Annotated in this window: 28 protein-coding genes; all 28 read right to left on the bottom strand. The window is 37.1% G+C overall.

Going from position 1 to position 13407, the window contains the following annotated elements:
- Positions 1-19: 19 nt before the first annotated feature.
- The 28 genes from ACQZ43_RS06835 to rpsJ all read right to left on the bottom strand — a co-directional run bounded on the left by ACQZ43_RS06835 (position 20) and on the right by rpsJ (position 13401).
- Positions 20-1012 (bottom strand): DNA-directed RNA polymerase subunit alpha, encoded by a 993-nt coding sequence (locus tag ACQZ43_RS06835; protein WP_430615216.1) that lies wholly within the window; start codon positions 1010-1012, stop codon positions 20-22.
- A gap of 25 nt (positions 1013-1037) precedes the next feature.
- Complete coding sequence (gene rpsD, locus ACQZ43_RS06830; protein WP_430615214.1) at positions 1038-1643, bottom strand: 30S ribosomal protein S4; 606 nt, start codon at positions 1641-1643, stop codon at positions 1038-1040.
- Between the two features lie 85 nt (positions 1644-1728).
- Complete coding sequence (gene rpsK, locus ACQZ43_RS06825; RefSeq protein ID WP_253469366.1) at positions 1729-2112, bottom strand: 30S ribosomal protein S11; 384 nt, start codon at positions 2110-2112, stop codon at positions 1729-1731.
- Between the two features lie 8 nt (positions 2113-2120).
- Positions 2121-2495 (bottom strand): 30S ribosomal protein S13, encoded by a 375-nt coding sequence (rpsM, locus tag ACQZ43_RS06820; protein ID WP_430615212.1) that lies wholly within the window; start codon positions 2493-2495, stop codon positions 2121-2123.
- A 2-nt stretch (positions 2496-2497) separates the two neighbouring features.
- Entirely contained in the window at positions 2498-2614 is a 117-nt protein-coding gene (rpmJ, locus tag ACQZ43_RS06815) for a 50S ribosomal protein L36 (RefSeq protein WP_219288054.1), read from the bottom strand.
- Between the two features lie 11 nt (positions 2615-2625).
- Positions 2626-2841, bottom strand: a complete 216-nt coding sequence (gene infA, locus ACQZ43_RS06810) for a translation initiation factor IF-1 (protein WP_090677799.1) — start codon at positions 2839-2841, stop codon at positions 2626-2628.
- 5 nt (positions 2842-2846) lie between these two features.
- Positions 2847-4193, bottom strand: coding sequence for a preprotein translocase subunit SecY (secY, locus tag ACQZ43_RS06805; protein ID WP_430615209.1), 1347 nt, complete (start codon positions 4191-4193; stop codon positions 2847-2849).
- A gap of 16 nt (positions 4194-4209) precedes the next feature.
- On the bottom strand, positions 4210-4662 hold the full coding sequence (rplO, locus tag ACQZ43_RS06800; protein ID WP_219288058.1) for a 50S ribosomal protein L15: 453 nt from the start codon (positions 4660-4662) through the stop codon (positions 4210-4212).
- Between the two features lie 11 nt (positions 4663-4673).
- Positions 4674-4856: a 50S ribosomal protein L30 gene (gene rpmD / locus ACQZ43_RS06795; RefSeq protein ID WP_430615207.1), complete on the bottom strand. Its 183-nt coding sequence runs from the start codon at positions 4854-4856 to the stop codon at positions 4674-4676.
- An 11-nt stretch (positions 4857-4867) separates the two neighbouring features.
- Positions 4868-5392, bottom strand: a complete 525-nt coding sequence (gene rpsE / locus ACQZ43_RS06790; protein WP_430615205.1) for a 30S ribosomal protein S5 — start codon at positions 5390-5392, stop codon at positions 4868-4870.
- A gap of 6 nt (positions 5393-5398) precedes the next feature.
- Positions 5399-5749: a 50S ribosomal protein L18 gene (rplR, locus tag ACQZ43_RS06785; protein ID WP_430615203.1), complete on the bottom strand. Its 351-nt coding sequence runs from the start codon at positions 5747-5749 to the stop codon at positions 5399-5401.
- 11 nt (positions 5750-5760) lie between these two features.
- Positions 5761-6303, bottom strand: coding sequence for a 50S ribosomal protein L6 (rplF, locus tag ACQZ43_RS06780; protein WP_430615201.1), 543 nt, complete (start codon positions 6301-6303; stop codon positions 5761-5763).
- Between the two features lie 16 nt (positions 6304-6319).
- The gene (gene rpsH / locus ACQZ43_RS06775; RefSeq protein WP_430615200.1) at positions 6320-6718 is read right to left on the bottom strand and encodes a 30S ribosomal protein S8; all 399 of its coding nucleotides are present in this window, start codon (positions 6716-6718) and stop codon (positions 6320-6322) included.
- A 21-nt stretch (positions 6719-6739) separates the two neighbouring features.
- On the bottom strand, positions 6740-7009 hold the full coding sequence (gene rpsN / locus ACQZ43_RS06770) for a 30S ribosomal protein S14 (RefSeq protein ID WP_219288070.1): 270 nt from the start codon (positions 7007-7009) through the stop codon (positions 6740-6742).
- Positions 7010-7012: 3 nt separating this feature from the next.
- The gene (gene rplE, locus ACQZ43_RS06765) at positions 7013-7564 is read right to left on the bottom strand and encodes a 50S ribosomal protein L5 (RefSeq protein ID WP_430615198.1); all 552 of its coding nucleotides are present in this window, start codon (positions 7562-7564) and stop codon (positions 7013-7015) included.
- Positions 7565-7566: 2 nt separating this feature from the next.
- A complete protein-coding gene (rplX, locus tag ACQZ43_RS06760) occupies positions 7567-7881 on the bottom strand; it encodes a 50S ribosomal protein L24 (RefSeq protein ID WP_430615196.1) in 315 nt (104 codons plus the stop codon).
- Positions 7882-7893: 12 nt separating this feature from the next.
- Positions 7894-8262 carry a 50S ribosomal protein L14 gene (gene rplN, locus ACQZ43_RS06755; protein WP_430615195.1) on the bottom strand — a complete coding sequence of 123 codons (369 nt, stop codon included), beginning with the start codon at positions 8260-8262 and terminating at the stop codon, positions 7894-7896.
- 2 nt (positions 8263-8264) lie between these two features.
- On the bottom strand, positions 8265-8522 hold the full coding sequence (gene rpsQ / locus ACQZ43_RS06750) for a 30S ribosomal protein S17 (RefSeq protein WP_219288078.1): 258 nt from the start codon (positions 8520-8522) through the stop codon (positions 8265-8267).
- Between the two features lie 17 nt (positions 8523-8539).
- Entirely contained in the window at positions 8540-8731 is a 192-nt protein-coding gene (gene rpmC / locus ACQZ43_RS06745; RefSeq protein ID WP_430615193.1) for a 50S ribosomal protein L29, read from the bottom strand.
- A gap of 12 nt (positions 8732-8743) precedes the next feature.
- Positions 8744-9163, bottom strand: a complete 420-nt coding sequence (gene rplP / locus ACQZ43_RS06740) for a 50S ribosomal protein L16 (RefSeq protein ID WP_219288082.1) — start codon at positions 9161-9163, stop codon at positions 8744-8746.
- A 17-nt stretch (positions 9164-9180) separates the two neighbouring features.
- Positions 9181-9906, bottom strand: a complete 726-nt coding sequence (rpsC, locus tag ACQZ43_RS06735) for a 30S ribosomal protein S3 (RefSeq protein ID WP_219288084.1) — start codon at positions 9904-9906, stop codon at positions 9181-9183.
- A gap of 8 nt (positions 9907-9914) precedes the next feature.
- The gene (gene rplV / locus ACQZ43_RS06730) at positions 9915-10325 is read right to left on the bottom strand and encodes a 50S ribosomal protein L22 (RefSeq protein WP_219288086.1); all 411 of its coding nucleotides are present in this window, start codon (positions 10323-10325) and stop codon (positions 9915-9917) included.
- Positions 10326-10334: 9 nt separating this feature from the next.
- Positions 10335-10613, bottom strand: coding sequence for a 30S ribosomal protein S19 (gene rpsS, locus ACQZ43_RS06725; RefSeq protein ID WP_219288088.1), 279 nt, complete (start codon positions 10611-10613; stop codon positions 10335-10337).
- 10 nt (positions 10614-10623) lie between these two features.
- Positions 10624-11448 (bottom strand): 50S ribosomal protein L2, encoded by an 825-nt coding sequence (gene rplB, locus ACQZ43_RS06720; RefSeq protein WP_219288090.1) that lies wholly within the window; start codon positions 11446-11448, stop codon positions 10624-10626.
- A gap of 6 nt (positions 11449-11454) precedes the next feature.
- Positions 11455-11745, bottom strand: coding sequence for a 50S ribosomal protein L23 (gene rplW, locus ACQZ43_RS06715; RefSeq protein ID WP_219288092.1), 291 nt, complete (start codon positions 11743-11745; stop codon positions 11455-11457).
- Between the two features lie 7 nt (positions 11746-11752).
- Positions 11753-12382 carry a 50S ribosomal protein L4 gene (gene rplD / locus ACQZ43_RS06710; RefSeq protein ID WP_219288094.1) on the bottom strand — a complete coding sequence of 210 codons (630 nt, stop codon included), beginning with the start codon at positions 12380-12382 and terminating at the stop codon, positions 11753-11755.
- Entirely contained in the window at positions 12382-12999 is a 618-nt protein-coding gene (gene rplC / locus ACQZ43_RS06705; protein ID WP_430615191.1) for a 50S ribosomal protein L3, read from the bottom strand. The genes rplD and rplC overlap by 1 nt, the downstream gene beginning before the upstream one ends.
- Before the next feature lie 96 nt (positions 13000-13095).
- Entirely contained in the window at positions 13096-13401 is a 306-nt protein-coding gene (gene rpsJ, locus ACQZ43_RS06700) for a 30S ribosomal protein S10 (protein ID WP_026710316.1), read from the bottom strand.
- Positions 13402-13407 lie beyond the last annotated feature (6 nt).

Below are 13407 nucleotides of genomic sequence, written 5' to 3'. Positions count from 1 at the left end.
TTTAGACTACAAGTCTAGTTTATTCTTTATCTAATTTATATTTGGAAAGATCCATACCGAAGTTCAATCCTTTAACAGCTACGAGTTCTTCCAATTCTGTAAGAGATTTCTTACCGAAGTTTCTAAACTTCATTAAGTCGTTTTTGTTATAGGAAACCAAATCTCCTAATGTATCCACTTCAGCCGCTTTTAAACAATTTAATGCTCTAACTGAAAGATCAAGATCTACCAATTTTGTTTTAAGAAGCTGTCTCATATGTAAGGATTCCTCGTCATACGATTCAGTTTGAGCAATCTCGTCGGCCTCTAAAGTGATTCTTTCATCAGAGAACAGCATAAAGTGATGAATCAGTGTTTTTGCTGCTTCTGTCAATGCGTCTTTAGGATGAATTGAACCGTCTGTGATGATGTCAAAGACCAATTTTTCATAATCGGTTTTTTGCTCTACACGGTAGTTTTCAATAGCATACTTAACATTCTTAACTGGCGTATAAATCGAATCAGTAAAGATTGTTCCTATTGGAGCATTGGGTTTTCTGTTTTCTTCTGCAGGCACATACCCTCTTCCTTTTTCGATAGTCAATTCCATGTTGATGGTAATTTTACTATCGAGATTACAGATAATCAAATCCGGGTTAAGCACCTGAAAACCGGAGATATATTTTTGAAAATCACCTGCAGTTAATTGGTCTTTACCTGAAAAGTTAATGGTAACGGCTTCGTTATCGATATCTTCAATTTGACGTTTGAAACGCACTTGTTTGAGGTTAAGGATAATTTCGGTCACGTCTTCCACTACACCAGCAATGGTAGAAAACTCATGATCAACACCTTCAATACGAACTGATGTAATTGCATATCCTTCAAGAGATGAAAGAAGAACTCTTCTTAGTGCATTACCAACTGTCAATCCGTATCCCGGTTCCAAAGGTCTGAATTCAAACTTACCTTTAAAATCGGTCGAATCAATCATGATAACTTTATCGGGCTTCTGAAAATTAAATATTGCCATATTTGTTTCGACTGAATGTCAATTATTATTTGTTGTACAACTCTACGATTAACTGTTCTTTGATGTTTTCAGGAATCTGAAGTCTTTGAGGAACAGTTACAAAAGTTCCTTCTTTAGTTTCATTATTCCAAGTAATCCATTCATAAACAGCGCTAGAATTAGATAACGAACGTTCTATAGCATCTAGAGATTTTGATTTTTCACGAACTGCAACCACGTCACCTGGTTTTAATTGGTAAGAAGGAATGTTTACCAATTCACCGTTAACAGTGATGTGTCTGTGCGAAACGATTTGGCGTGAAGCTCTTCTAGAAGGAGCGATACCCATTCTGAAGACCACGTTGTCCAATCTTGATTCACATAATTGAATTAATACCTCACCAGTTACTCCACGAGCAGCAGCGGCTTTTTGGAAAAGGCCTCTGAATTGTTTCTCTAGGATACCGTAAGTGTATTTAGCTTTTTGTTTCTCCATCAACTGGATAGCGTATTCCGATTTCTTACCTCTTTTTTTCGCTAAACCATGTTGCCCAGGAGGGTAATTTCTCTTTTCAAAAGATTTGTCATCTCCGAATATTGCTTCGCCAAATTTACGAGCAATCTTTGTTTTTGGACCAGTATATCTTGCCATTTCAAAAAATTAAAAAAGGTAGGGATTATGAATTCAGGTCTCATCCTCCGATAATCTATTCCTACCTTTGGGTTATACTATAAAATTAAACTCTTCTTCTTTTTGGAGGACGACATCCATTATGAGGAATTGGAGTAATATCGATGATTTCGGTTACTTCGATTCCATTGTTATGAAGTGATCTGATAGCAGATTCTCTACCATTTCCAGGACCTTTAACGTAAACTTTTACCTTTTTTAATCCAGCCTCTAAAGCTACTTTACCACAATCTTCAGCAGCCATTTGGGCAGCATACGGAGTGTTCTTTTTAGAACCTCTGAAACCCATTTTACCTGCAGACGACCATGAAATAACTTCACCTTTCTTGTTGGTTAACGAGATGATGATGTTATTAAAAGTAGCATTAATATGAGCTTCACCTGTTGATTCAACAAGCACTTTACGTTTTTTTGTATTCGCTTTAGCCATATTATTTATTATTTAGTTGCTTTTTTCTTATTGGCAACAGTTTTTCTTTTACCTTTTCTTGTTCTAGAGTTGTTCTTAGTTCTTTGTCCTCTCAAAGGAAGTCCAGTTCTATGACGAATTCCTCTGTAGCATCCGATATCCATTAAACGTTTGATGTTCAATGAAACTTCTGAACGAAGTTCTCCTTCAATTTTGAAGAATGAAACCGCTTCACGGATTGCTCCGATTTCGTCGTCATTCCAATCTTGAACTTTTTTATCTTCGCTAACTTGAGCTTTCTCTAAGATTTCTTTAGCTCTGCTGTTCCCAATTCCGAAGATGTAGGTCAAAGCTATAATTCCTCTTTTGTGTTTAGGTATGTCTACCCCTGCGATTCTTGCCATAACTATCCTTGTCTTTGTTTAAATCTAGGATTCTTTTTGTTAATCACGTAAAGTACTCCTTTTCTACGCACTATAATGCACTCGGCACTTCTTTTTTTGACTGATGTTCTTACTTTCATTTTAATAGCCTTTAATATCTATAAGTAATTCTTGCTTTGGTCAAATCGTAAGGACTCATTTCTAATTTCACCCTGTCACCAGGAAGTAATTTGATATAATGCATACGCATTTTACCGGAGATATGAGCAATTACAATATGTCCATTTTCTAACTCCACGCGGAACATGGCATTTGACAATGCCTCAATGATTGCTCCGTCTTGTTCTATTGCTGATTGTTTTGCCATAAAAATTAAGCTGTTGCTTTTCTATTTTTACCACTTGTCATCAACCCATCATACTGCTTATTTAAAAGGTATGCATTGATTTGTTGAATCGTATCAATTGCAACACTTACCAAAATCAATAGCGATGTTCCGCCATAGAACATAGCCCATCCTTGTTGAACACCTAATACACTTACGACGATTGAAGGGAACACAGCAATCAATGCAAGAAATAGGGAACCTGGGAAGGTGATCAATGACATGATCTTATCTAAGAAGTCTGAAGTCTCTGATCCTGGGCGAATGCCTGGGATAAAACCACCACTTCTCTTCAAATCATCAGCCATTTTATTAGTAGGTACTGTAATTGCGGTGTAAAAGTAAGTAAAAATAATGATTAAAAGTGCAAAAAGTAAATTATACTGCCATCCAAATACATCGTGAAATGTAGAACTAATGGATTGGGCCGTATCTGATGTTGATAAACCGGCTACTGCAGCAGGAATAAACATGATTGCTTGAGCAAAGATAATCGGCATAACACCAGAAGCGTTTAGCTTAAGAGGAATCCACTGACGGTTTCCGCCTAACATCGTTTGATCGTAATCTCCTGATGTGCTTCTTCTAGCATATTGAACTGGAATTCTTCTAACTGCTAGAGTTAAGAAAATACAAGCAATAATAATTAATAACCAAATAATTACTTCAATAACTAACACCATAGGACCTCCGTTGTTATCGGTGATTCTAGATTGGAATTCTTGAATGAAAGACATGGGAAGTCTTGCAATAATTCCGACCATGATCAACAAAGAGATTCCATTTCCGATACCTTTATCTGTAATTTTCTCTCCTAACCACATTGCAAAGACAGTCCCGGTAACTAATATAATTACAGAAGAAAACAAGAATGAGAAAGAATTGAAACCTAGTAAAAAGGCATCTGGTGGTAATTGTAAATACAAGTTATAGATATAACTAGGTCCTTGCAACAAGGTAATACCGATGGTTAACCATCTGGTGATTTGATTCATCTTTTTTCTACCGCTTTCCCCATCATTTTGCAATTTTTGCAAGTATGGTACGGCGATTCCCATCAACTGAACGACGATGGAAGCAGAAATATAAGGCATAATACCTAATGCAAATACAGATGCTTGCGAGAATGCACCACCTGTAAAAACATTGATCAACCAACCAATTCCTTGGTCAGTCTGCGCTGACAAAGCTTGTAATTTCGTTGCATCAATACCCGGAAGTGTTATTTGTGTACCGAAACGATACACAACTAACAATCCTAGAGTTACTAAAATTTTATTTTTTAGTTCTTCAATTTTCCAAATACTGGCTAATGTTTCTATAAACTTCTTCATCCTGTTTATTAAGATTTTATAAAGTTACAACTTCACCGCCAGCAGCTTCGATAGCTTCCTTAGCTGATGCTGAAAATTTATGTGCGGATACTTTTAATTTAACCTTAAGTTCTCCACCACCCAAAATCTTTACTAAACCATTTTTAGAAGTCAATCCGAGATCCACTAAAAGTGAGAAATCTACTGTATCTGTAACGCTTCCATTATCCACTAGGATTTGCAATCTATCCAAATTGATAGCTTGGTATTCCACTCTGTTGATATTTTTGAAACCGTATTTAGGTACACGTCTTTGAAGGGGCATTTGCCCTCCTTCAAAACCGATTTTCTTAGAATAACCAGAACGCGATTTAGCTCCCTTGTGTCCTCTTGTAGAAGTTCCTCCTTTTCCTGAACCTTCCCCACGACCAACACGTTTGTTTTGATTGTGGGTTGAACCGTTCGCTGGTTGTAAATTACTTAAATTCATACTTTACAAAATTATTTAATTTCCTCTACAGAAACTAAGTGTTGAACTTTATTTACCATTCCTAAGATAGCACCTGTAGCTTCATGTTCCACTACTTGGTTTAACTTACGAAGTCCTAAAGCCTCCAATGTTCTCTTCTGTGACAAAGGACAATTGATTTGGCTTTTTACTTGTTTTACTTTAATTTTTGACATATCTCTCAAAATTAACCTTTAAATACTTTGTCCAATGAAATCCCTCTTTGTTTTGCAACCGTAGAAGCACTTCTTAGACGTAATAAAGCGTCAAAAGTTGCTTTAACCACGTTATGTGGATTAGAAGAACCTTGTGATTTCGACAAAACGTCTCCAATACCTACCGACTCAACAACGGCTCTAACAGACCCACCTGCGATAACTCCGGTACCTAAAGAGGCAGGAATTAAGAATACACGTGCTCCACTAAATTTCCCTTTTTGTTCATGAGGAATTGTTTGACCATTAAGCGGAATTCTCACCAAGTTTTTCTTAGCATCTTCTACCGCTTTCGCGATTGCTTCAGAAACGTCTTTAGATTTACCCAAACCATGACCCACTACACCGTTTTCGTCACCTACTACAACTACAGCTGAAAAACCGAAAGCTCTTCCTCCTTTAGTTACTTTAGTAACACGATTTACACTCACCAAACGATCTTTTAAATCAAGACCACTTGGTTTTACAAATTCTACGTTTTTATAATTTTGATACATAACTAATTAGAATTTTAAGCCAGCTTCTCTAGCGCCTTCAGCCAATGATTTCACACGTCCGTGGTATAAATACCCATTTCTATCAAAAGAGATGGTCTCTACACCGGCTTTTGAAGCCTTCTCTGCGATAAGTTTTCCAACCGAGGCAGCAGTTTCAATATTGGTACCTCTTGTTATCCCGGCTTCTCTTGAAGAAGCTGAAGCTAGAGTTACTCCGTTTACGTCATCTATTACTTGCGCATAGATTTCTTTATTACTTCTGAATACAGAAAGTCTTGGTTTAGCAGCAGTTCCGCTTACAATCTTTCTGATTCTGAATTTAATTCTTTGTCTTCTTTCAGATTTTGTTAATGACATAGTCTTAATTTTTAAGCTGATTTACCTGCTTTTCTTCTTAGTTCTTCTCCGACAAATTTCACACCTTTTCCTTTGTAAGGTTCTGGTTTACGGAAAGAACGAATCTTTGCAGCAACTTGTCCTACAAGTTGTTTGTCAGAAGAAGTTAATTTAATAATAGGGTTTTTACCTTTTTCTGAAATGGTTTCAACGGTTACTTCTGAGACAACTTCCAACAGGATGTTGTGAGAAAAACCTAATGCTAAGTCCAGTTTCTGACCTTGATTAGACGCGCGATAACCCACCCCTACTAATTCAAGTGATTTTGTAAAACCTTCTGATACACCAACAATCATGTTGTTGATTAAACTTCTATATAAACCGTGTTTAGATCTTAGATCTTTAGCGTCTGAATCACGCGTAACGATTACTTGTCCGTCTTCTACTTTCACTGAAATATCTACAATTTTCTGAGAAAGTTCGCCTAATTTTCCTTTTACAACAACCACATTGTCGTTCACCGTTACGGTTACTCCAGCTGGGATTGTTATTGGATTTTTACCTATTCTTGACATTTCTAAGTCTTTTATATTAGTATACGTAACAAACTACTTCACCACCAACATTCAATTGCTTGGCTTGTTTTCCTGTCATCAAACCTTTTGATGTCGAAACAATTGCAATTCCCAAACCGTTTAAGATTCTAGGGAGATCTGCTGATGAGGCATATTTACGCAAACCTGGTTTACTAATTCTTTGGATATCTCTGATAACAGACTCTTTGGTGTCTTTATCGTATTTTAAAGCTATTTTGATGGTTCCTTGAACAGAACTGTCATCGAATTTATAGCTTAAGATATATCCTTGATCGAATAATATTTTTGTGATTTCTTTTTTGAATTTAGAAGCAGGTATCTCCACCACTTTATGATTTGCACGTACTGCGTTTCTAATTCTTGTAAGAAAATCTGCTATTGGATCTGTGTACATTTTATTTACCTTTAATCTTAATTACCAACTTGCCTTTTTTACTCCAGGTATCAATCCGTTATTTGCCATTTCACGAAACGTGACACGGGAAAGTCCGAATTGACGCATATACCCTCTAGGTCTACCTGTTAATTTGCATCTGTTGTGCAAACGAACTGGAGAAGCATTTTTAGGCAATTTTTGTAACCCTTCATAGTCACCAGCATCTAAAAGCGCTTGTCTTTTAGTTGCGTATTTATCTACTAATGCTTGTCTTTTAACCTCACGGGCCTTCATTGATTCTTTAGCCATAACTTAATTCTTTTTAAAAGGTAGTCCTAATTCAGCTAGTAATGATTTGGCTTCTTTATCTGTGTCAGCAGAAGTTACAAAAGTGATATCAAAACCAGCGATTTTGTTTACTTTATCGATGTTGATTTCCGGGAAAATGATTTGCTCGGTCACCCCTAAGTTGTAGTTTCCTCTACCGTCAAATCCATCGGATTTGATTCCAGAAAAATCTCTCACACGTGGTAATGCAGAGGTAACCAAACGGTCTAAAAACTCATACATTCTTTCACCTCGCAAAGTTACTTTCGCTCCAATTGGCATTCCCTTTCTCAATTTAAACGCCGCAACGTCTTTCTTAGAGATGGTCGGTACTGCTTTTTGGCCCGTAATCTTTGTTAATTCTTCTACTGCGTAATCAACTAATTTCTTATCTGATACAGCAGCTCCAACGCCACGGCTTACAACAATCTTTTCAAGTTTTGGAACTTGCATAACATTTTTGTATCCGAATTCTTCTGTAAGCGCAGAGATTACTCTGTTCTTATATTCGTCTTTAAGTCTTGGTAAATAAGCCATAACTATAATACTTGATTTGATTTTTTAGAAACTCTTACTTTCTTGTCTCCTTCTACTTTGTAAGCTACCTTAGTAACCTCTTTGGTTTTCCCATCGATCAACGCGATATTGGAGATATGAATAGCAGCTTCTCTTTTAACAATTCCACCTTGAGGGTTAGAAGCACTAGGCTTCACGTGTTTTGAAATAATATTCACCCCTTCAACAATAGCTTTGTTTTTTTCACGTAATACGCGTAGAACAGTACCTTCAGAACCTTTATGGTCTCCGGCAATTACTCTAACGGTATCTCCTGTTTTTATCTTTAGCTTTATCATCTTTCGAACGAATTATAACACCTCAGGTGCTAATGATACAATTTTCATGAATTGTCTTTCACGAAGTTCTCTTGCTACAGGACCAAAAACACGAGTACCCTTCATCTCACCAGCTGCGTTTAACAACACACAAGCGTTGTCATCAAATCTGATATAAGATCCATCGGCTCTTCTCACTTCTTTTTTGGTGCGTACCACCACTGCAGTAGAAACTGACCCTTTTTTAACGCTAGCGTTAGGGGTAGCTTCTTTAATTGAAACTACAATTTTATCACCTACAGAGGCATAACGACGTTTCGTTCCTCCAAGTACACGGATAGTCAAAACTTCTTTTGCTCCCGTGTTATCTGCTACTTTAAGTCTTGATTCTTGTTGTACCATAATTATTTCGCTCTTTCAATGATTTCAACTAATCTCCAACATTTAGATTTACTTAAAGGTCTTGTTTCCATGATCTTTACGGTATCTCCAATGTTACAATCGTTTGTTTCGTCGTGTGCAACGTATTTCTTTGTTTTTAACACGAACTTACCATATAATGGGTGTTTTACTCTCTTTGTTTCCGCAACTACAATAGATTTCTCCATTTTGTTACTCGTAACAACACCTATTCTCTCTTTTCTTAAATTTCTTTTTTCCATCTTTCAGCAGAATACAATTATTGTAACTCTCTTTTGCAAAGCTCAGTTGATACTCTAGCAATAGATCTTCTCAAAGATCTGATTTGTAAAGGATTCTCTATAGGAGAAATCGCGTGAGCTGATTTTAGGTCGGCATATGTTTTCTTTAACTGACTAAGTTGTTCTTGTAACTCAGCTGCAGATAGATTCACTATTTCTGATTGTTTCATAATAAATTTAGATTATGCTTCGAAATCTCTAGCAACGATAAACTTAGTTTTTACAGGAAGCTTCTGAGCTGCCAAGCGCAAGGCTTCTTTGGCAACAGAAAGAGGTACTCCTCCTACTTCAAACATGATTCTTCCCGGTTTGACTACAGCAACCCAATATTCTACTGCACCTTTACCTTTACCCATACGCACTTCGAGAGGTTTCTTTGTTATAGGTTTGTCTGGAAATATTTTGATCCACAATTGCCCTTCACGTTTCATAAAACGAGTTGCCGCGATACGCGCCGCCTCGATTTGTCGAGAAGTGATAAACGATGAGTCTAAAGATTTAATACCAAACATTCCATTTGAAAGTTCATGTCCTCTTTGAGAAATGCCTTTCATTTTACCTTTCTGTACCTTACGGTATTTTGTTCTTTTAGGCTGTAACATTTTTCTTTAGTTTAAAATTACTTTCTTTTGCGTTGGTGGTTCGGTTTAGCTGGTTTTCCTGATCCTGTTGATTTAGACTGTTTTTTGTCCATTCCAACTAACGGAGAAAGATCTCTCTTACCGTAAACTTCACCTTTCATGATCCACACTTTGATTCCCATTCTACCGTAAGTAGTATGAGCTTCTGCAAGTGCATAATCAATGTCAGCTCTGAAAGTTGATAGAGGAATTCTACCTTCTTTGAACATTTCTGAACGCGCCATCTCTGCCCCGTTCAAACGACCTGAAATCAATACTTTGATTCCCTCTGCGTTCATTCTAATCGCCGCTGCAATAGCCATTCTAATAGCACGACGGTAAGAAATCCTGTTTTCGATTTGACGTGCAATACTAGTAGCTACTAGGTACGCATCAAGCTCGGGTCTTTTAATTTCAAAGATGTTGATTTGAACCTCTTTGTCAGTAATTTTCTTAAGTTCTTCTTTCAACTTGTCTACCTCTTGGCCACCTTTTCCGATAATAATACCAGGTCTAGCAGTAGTGATAGTAACGGTTACAAGTTTTAAAGTTCTCTCGATGATTACTTTTGATACACTAGCTTTCGATAAACGAGCATGGATATACTTTCTGATCTTGTGATCTTCGGCTAATTTATCACCGTAGTCATTTCCACCATACCAGTTGGAGTCCCATCCTCTAATAATACCAAGGCGATTCCCGATTGGGTTAGTTTTTTGTCCCATACTGTTTATTAATTGCTTTGTGTGTTATTACTAGCTCCTAATACCACGGTAACGTGATTTGAGCGTTTTCTTATTCTGTGCGCACGACCTTGTGGAGCTGGACGAAGTCTTTTCAACATCATTCCACCATCTACTCTTATCTCTTGCACAACCAATCCTGCCTCTTCTAAATTAGCTTCGCTGTTTTTAGCTTGCCAGTTTGCGATTGCTGATAAAAGTAGTTTCTCCAATTTGCGTGAAGCCTCTTTTGAACTAAATCTTAATATATTAAGAGCTTTCTCTACCTTTTGTCCTCTAACTAGATCTGCAACTAAACGCATCTTTCTAGGCGAAGTAGGGCAATTATTCAGCTTTGCAAAAGCAACATCTTTCTTAGCTTCTTTAATTTGCTCGGCTCTCTCTCTTTTACGAACTCCCATAGCTTCTTATTATTTTTTTCCTTTATTTTTCGCACCCGCATGACCTCTAAAAGATCTAGTTGGTGAAAATTCCCCTAATTTATGTCCTACCATGTTTTCTGTTACGTAAACCGGTACAAATTGACGACCATTATGCACTGCGATAGTTTGTCCAACAAAATCCGGAGTAATCATGGAAGCTCTAGACCAAGTCTTAACAACCCCTTTATTACCCTTTTCAATATTATCTTGAACTTTTTTCTCTAACTTAAAGTGAACATAAGGTCCTTTTTTTAATGAACGTGCCATGTCTTATCTTTTATTTCTTTCTACGTTCTACGATATACTTATTACTCGACTTAACTTTAGAACGAGTTCTGTACCCCTTAGCTGGAATTCCATTTCTAGAACGTGGGTGACCTCCTGAAGAGCGTCCTTCACCACCACCCATTGGGTGATCAACTGGGTTCATCGCTACTGGTCTTGTTCTTGGTCTTCTACCCAACCATCTCGATCTACCGGCTTTACCAGAAACGATCAATTGATGATCATGGTTAGATACTGCACCAACTGTAGCCATACATTCTAAAAGAATCAATCTAATTTCCCCTGAAGGCATTTTGATTGTAGCATATCTACCGTCTCTTGCAACTAACTGAGCAAAAGTTCCTGCAGAACGAGCAATTACTGCTCCTTGACCAGGACGTAACTCGATACAAGAAATAACAGTTCCTAAAGGAATTTTACTTAAAGGCATTGCATTCCCCACTTCTGGAGCTGCATCTGGACCAGACATTACTGACTGTCCTACTTTCATACCACTTTGGGCGATAACGTAAGATTTCGCACCATCAGCATACGCGATTAACGCGATAAATGCCGTACGGTTTGGATCATACTCAATAGATTTCACTGAAGCGGGAATTCCCACTTTAGTTCTTTTGAAATCAATGATACGGTATCTTTGTTTATGACCACCACCGATATATCGCATGGTCATTTTTCCTTGACTATTTCTACCTCCAGAGTTTTTTTTCGGTGCTAGCAAGCTACGCTCCGGCTTATCAGTTGTAATAGCGTCAAAACTATTCACAACTCTAAAACGCTGACCTGGGGTAATAGGTTTTAATTTTCTAACTGACATTATTTATTAGATATTTGAATAAAAGTCTATTGTCTCTCCTTCTTTCACTTGCACTATTGCCTTCTTGTAGGCATTAGTTTTACCGTTAATCATTCCACTTTTAGTGAATTTAACTGATCGGTCTGCTCTGTAGTTAAGGGTATTCACACCAACAACACTCACACCATACGCAGCTTCCACCGCGTTTTTGATCTGAATTTTGTTCGCTCTTTTGTCCACTACAAACCCAAAACGATTGAAAATCTCTCCTTGTTTTGTGATTTTTTCGGTAATGATAGGCTTAATTAAAATGCTCATCTTCCTATTATTTACTTAAATTTTCAACAATTCCCTCTAAAGAACCTTCTGTTAGAACAAGACTTACTGTATTTAAAATAGCGTAAGTACTTAATTCTGAGTTCATTACAACAGAAGTCTTCTCTAAATTGCGTGAGGACAAATATACATTTTTATTTGAATCACCCAACACAAATAGAGATTTTTTATTTTCCAGTCCTAAAGCATTCAAAACATTGATGAAATTTTTAGTTTGTGGAGTTTCAAAGTTAAAATCTTCAACGATAATTAAATTTGATTCTTTAGCTTTAATCGAGAATGCCGATTTTCTAGCCAAGCGTTTCAAGTTTTTATTAAGTTTGAAAGAATAACTTCTTGGTCTTGGTCCGAAGATGGTTCCCCCTCCTTTGAATAAAGGGTTTTTCATACTTCCCGCACGAGCGGTACCGGTACCTTTTTGCTTTTTAATCTTACGTGTACTTCCCGCAACTTCAGCTCTTTCCTTAGCTTTGTGTGTACCTTGTCTTTGATTTGCTAAATATTGTTTAACATCAAGATAAACTGCGTGTTTGTTCGGTTCGATTGCAAATACTGAATCTAAAAGTTCAACTTTTCTTCCAGTATCTTTTCCTGTGATATCTAAAACTTTTACTTCCATTACTTCTGAATGATTACATAAGAGTTATTGTGCCCTGGAATTGCTCCTTTAACAACAAGTAGGTTCTTTTCAGCAACTACCTTTAAAACTCTAAGGTTTTGAATTGTTACATTTACTCCTCCCATTCTTCCTGCCATTCGCATTCCTTTGAATACTCTAGAAGGATAAGAAGAAGCACCGATAGATCCTGGTGCTCTTAAACGGTTGTGTTGTCCGTGTGTTGCTTGACCAACTCCACCGAAACCATGACGTTTAACAACCCCTTGGAAACCTTTCCCTTTAGATACTCCTTGAACATCCACGAAGTCGCCTTCTTGGAAAAGATCTACTGTGATAACATCACCTAATTTATACTCGCTTTCAAACTCCTTGATTTCAACGACTTTTCTTTTGGCAGAAGTTCCCGCTTTCTTAAAGTGACCTAACTCAGCTTTAATGGAGCTTTTTTCTGTCTTGTCATCGAAACCTAGTTGCAACGCTTCATACCCGTCAACCTCATTGGTTCTGACTTGGGTAACTACGCATGGACCTACTTCAACAACTGTACAAGGAATATTCTTCCCGTTCTCGTCGAAAATACTAGTCATGCCGATTTTTTTACCTATTAACCCAGACATAAATATTAAATTAATTAATTATTGAATTCTATTTAAAAAATCAAGTACGAAGACCCAAGTCTCTGTACTTGATTGTATTGTTTAAGCAGCGTATTATCACACTTTGATTTCCACTTCTACCCCACTTGGCAACTCTAATTTCATTAGGGCGTCAATGGTTTTAGAAGAAGAAGAGTAAATGTCTAACAATCTCTTGTAAGAACTTACTTCAAATTGCTCTCTCGCTTTCTTGTTTACGTGTGGAGAACGCAAAACCGTGAAAATCTTTTTATGAGTTGGCAAAGGAATTGGTCCTGTTACCACTGCTCCTGTACTCTTTACAGTTTTTACGATTTTTTCTGCTGATTTATCCACCAACATGTGATCGTAAGATTTTAATTTTATTCTTATTTTCTGACTCATTTTCTT

The sequence above is a fragment of the Flavobacterium sp. JP2137 genome (genome assembly GCF_050562195.1).
Classification (GTDB): domain Bacteria; phylum Bacteroidota; class Bacteroidia; order Flavobacteriales; family Flavobacteriaceae; genus Flavobacterium.
Note: the sequence above shows the minus strand (reverse complement) of the source record. Positions and strands in the feature narration are given on the sequence as shown.

What these genes read in the sequence shown, in the direction of transcription:
- rplV (WP_219288086.1), bottom strand. Translation starts at nt 10,325, where the DNA reads ATGGGAGTTCGTAAAAGAGAGAGAGCCGAGCAAATTAAAGAAGCTAAG.
- rplN (WP_430615195.1), bottom strand. Translation starts at nt 8,262, where the DNA reads ATGGTACAACAAGAATCAAGACTTAAAGTAGCAGATAACACGGGAGCA.
- rpmC (WP_430615193.1), bottom strand. Translation starts at nt 8,731, where the DNA reads ATGAAACAATCAGAAATAGTGAATCTATCTGCAGCTGAGTTACAAGAA.
- rpsN (WP_219288070.1), bottom strand. Translation starts at nt 7,009, where the DNA reads ATGGCTAAAGAATCAATGAAGGCCCGTGAGGTTAAAAGACAAGCATTA.
- rplB (WP_219288090.1), bottom strand. Translation starts at nt 11,448, where the DNA reads ATGTCAGTTAGAAAATTAAAACCTATTACCCCAGGTCAGCGTTTTAGA.
- rpsD (WP_430615214.1), bottom strand. Translation starts at nt 1,643, where the DNA reads ATGGCAAGATATACTGGTCCAAAAACAAAGATTGCTCGTAAATTTGGC.
- rpsQ (WP_219288078.1), bottom strand. Translation starts at nt 8,522, where the DNA reads ATGGAAAAAAGAAATTTAAGAAAAGAGAGAATAGGTGTTGTTACGAGT.
- rplO (WP_219288058.1), bottom strand. Translation starts at nt 4,662, where the DNA reads ATGAATTTAAGTAATTTACAACCAGCGAACGGTTCAACCCACAATCAA.
- rplF (WP_430615201.1), bottom strand. Translation starts at nt 6,303, where the DNA reads ATGTCAAGAATAGGTAAAAATCCAATAACAATCCCAGCTGGAGTAACC.
- rpmJ (WP_219288054.1), bottom strand. Translation starts at nt 2,614, where the DNA reads ATGAAAGTAAGAACATCAGTCAAAAAAAGAAGTGCCGAGTGCATTATA.
- rpsJ (WP_026710316.1), bottom strand. Translation starts at nt 13,401, where the DNA reads ATGAGTCAGAAAATAAGAATAAAATTAAAATCTTACGATCACATGTTG.
- rpsS (WP_219288088.1), bottom strand. Translation starts at nt 10,613, where the DNA reads ATGGCACGTTCATTAAAAAAAGGACCTTATGTTCACTTTAAGTTAGAG.
- rpsC (WP_219288084.1), bottom strand. Translation starts at nt 9,906, where the DNA reads ATGGGACAAAAAACTAACCCAATCGGGAATCGCCTTGGTATTATTAGA.
- rpsK (WP_253469366.1), bottom strand. Translation starts at nt 2,112, where the DNA reads ATGGCTAAAGCGAATACAAAAAAACGTAAAGTGCTTGTTGAATCAACA.
- rpsH (WP_430615200.1), bottom strand. Translation starts at nt 6,718, where the DNA reads ATGTACACAGATCCAATAGCAGATTTTCTTACAAGAATTAGAAACGCA.
- rplC (WP_430615191.1), bottom strand. Translation starts at nt 12,999, where the DNA reads ATGTCTGGGTTAATAGGTAAAAAAATCGGCATGACTAGTATTTTCGAC.
- rpsE (WP_430615205.1), bottom strand. Translation starts at nt 5,392, where the DNA reads ATGTATCAAAATTATAAAAACGTAGAATTTGTAAAACCAAGTGGTCTT.
- rpsM (WP_430615212.1), bottom strand. Translation starts at nt 2,495, where the DNA reads ATGGCAAGAATCGCAGGGGTAGACATACCTAAACACAAAAGAGGAATT.
- rplW (WP_219288092.1), bottom strand. Translation starts at nt 11,745, where the DNA reads ATGAGCATTTTAATTAAGCCTATCATTACCGAAAAAATCACAAAACAA.
- infA (WP_090677799.1), bottom strand. Translation starts at nt 2,841, where the DNA reads ATGGCAAAACAATCAGCAATAGAACAAGACGGAGCAATCATTGAGGCA.
- secY (WP_430615209.1), bottom strand. Translation starts at nt 4,193, where the DNA reads ATGAAGAAGTTTATAGAAACATTAGCCAGTATTTGGAAAATTGAAGAA.
- rplX (WP_430615196.1), bottom strand. Translation starts at nt 7,881, where the DNA reads ATGATAAAGCTAAAGATAAAAACAGGAGATACCGTTAGAGTAATTGCC.
- rplE (WP_430615198.1), bottom strand. Translation starts at nt 7,564, where the DNA reads ATGGCTTATTTACCAAGACTTAAAGACGAATATAAGAACAGAGTAATC.
- rplR (WP_430615203.1), bottom strand. Translation starts at nt 5,749, where the DNA reads ATGTCATTAACAAAATCTGAAAGAAGACAAAGAATTAAATTCAGAATC.
- rpmD (WP_430615207.1), bottom strand. Translation starts at nt 4,856, where the DNA reads ATGTCAAAAATTAAAGTAAAACAAGTAAAAAGCCAAATCAATTGTCCT.
- ACQZ43_RS06835 (WP_430615216.1), bottom strand. Translation starts at nt 1,012, where the DNA reads ATGGCAATATTTAATTTTCAGAAGCCCGATAAAGTTATCATGATTGAT.
- rplD (WP_219288094.1), bottom strand. Translation starts at nt 12,382, where the DNA reads ATGGAAGTAAAAGTTTTAGATATCACAGGAAAAGATACTGGAAGAAAA.
- rplP (WP_219288082.1), bottom strand. Translation starts at nt 9,163, where the DNA reads ATGTTACAGCCTAAAAGAACAAAATACCGTAAGGTACAGAAAGGTAAA.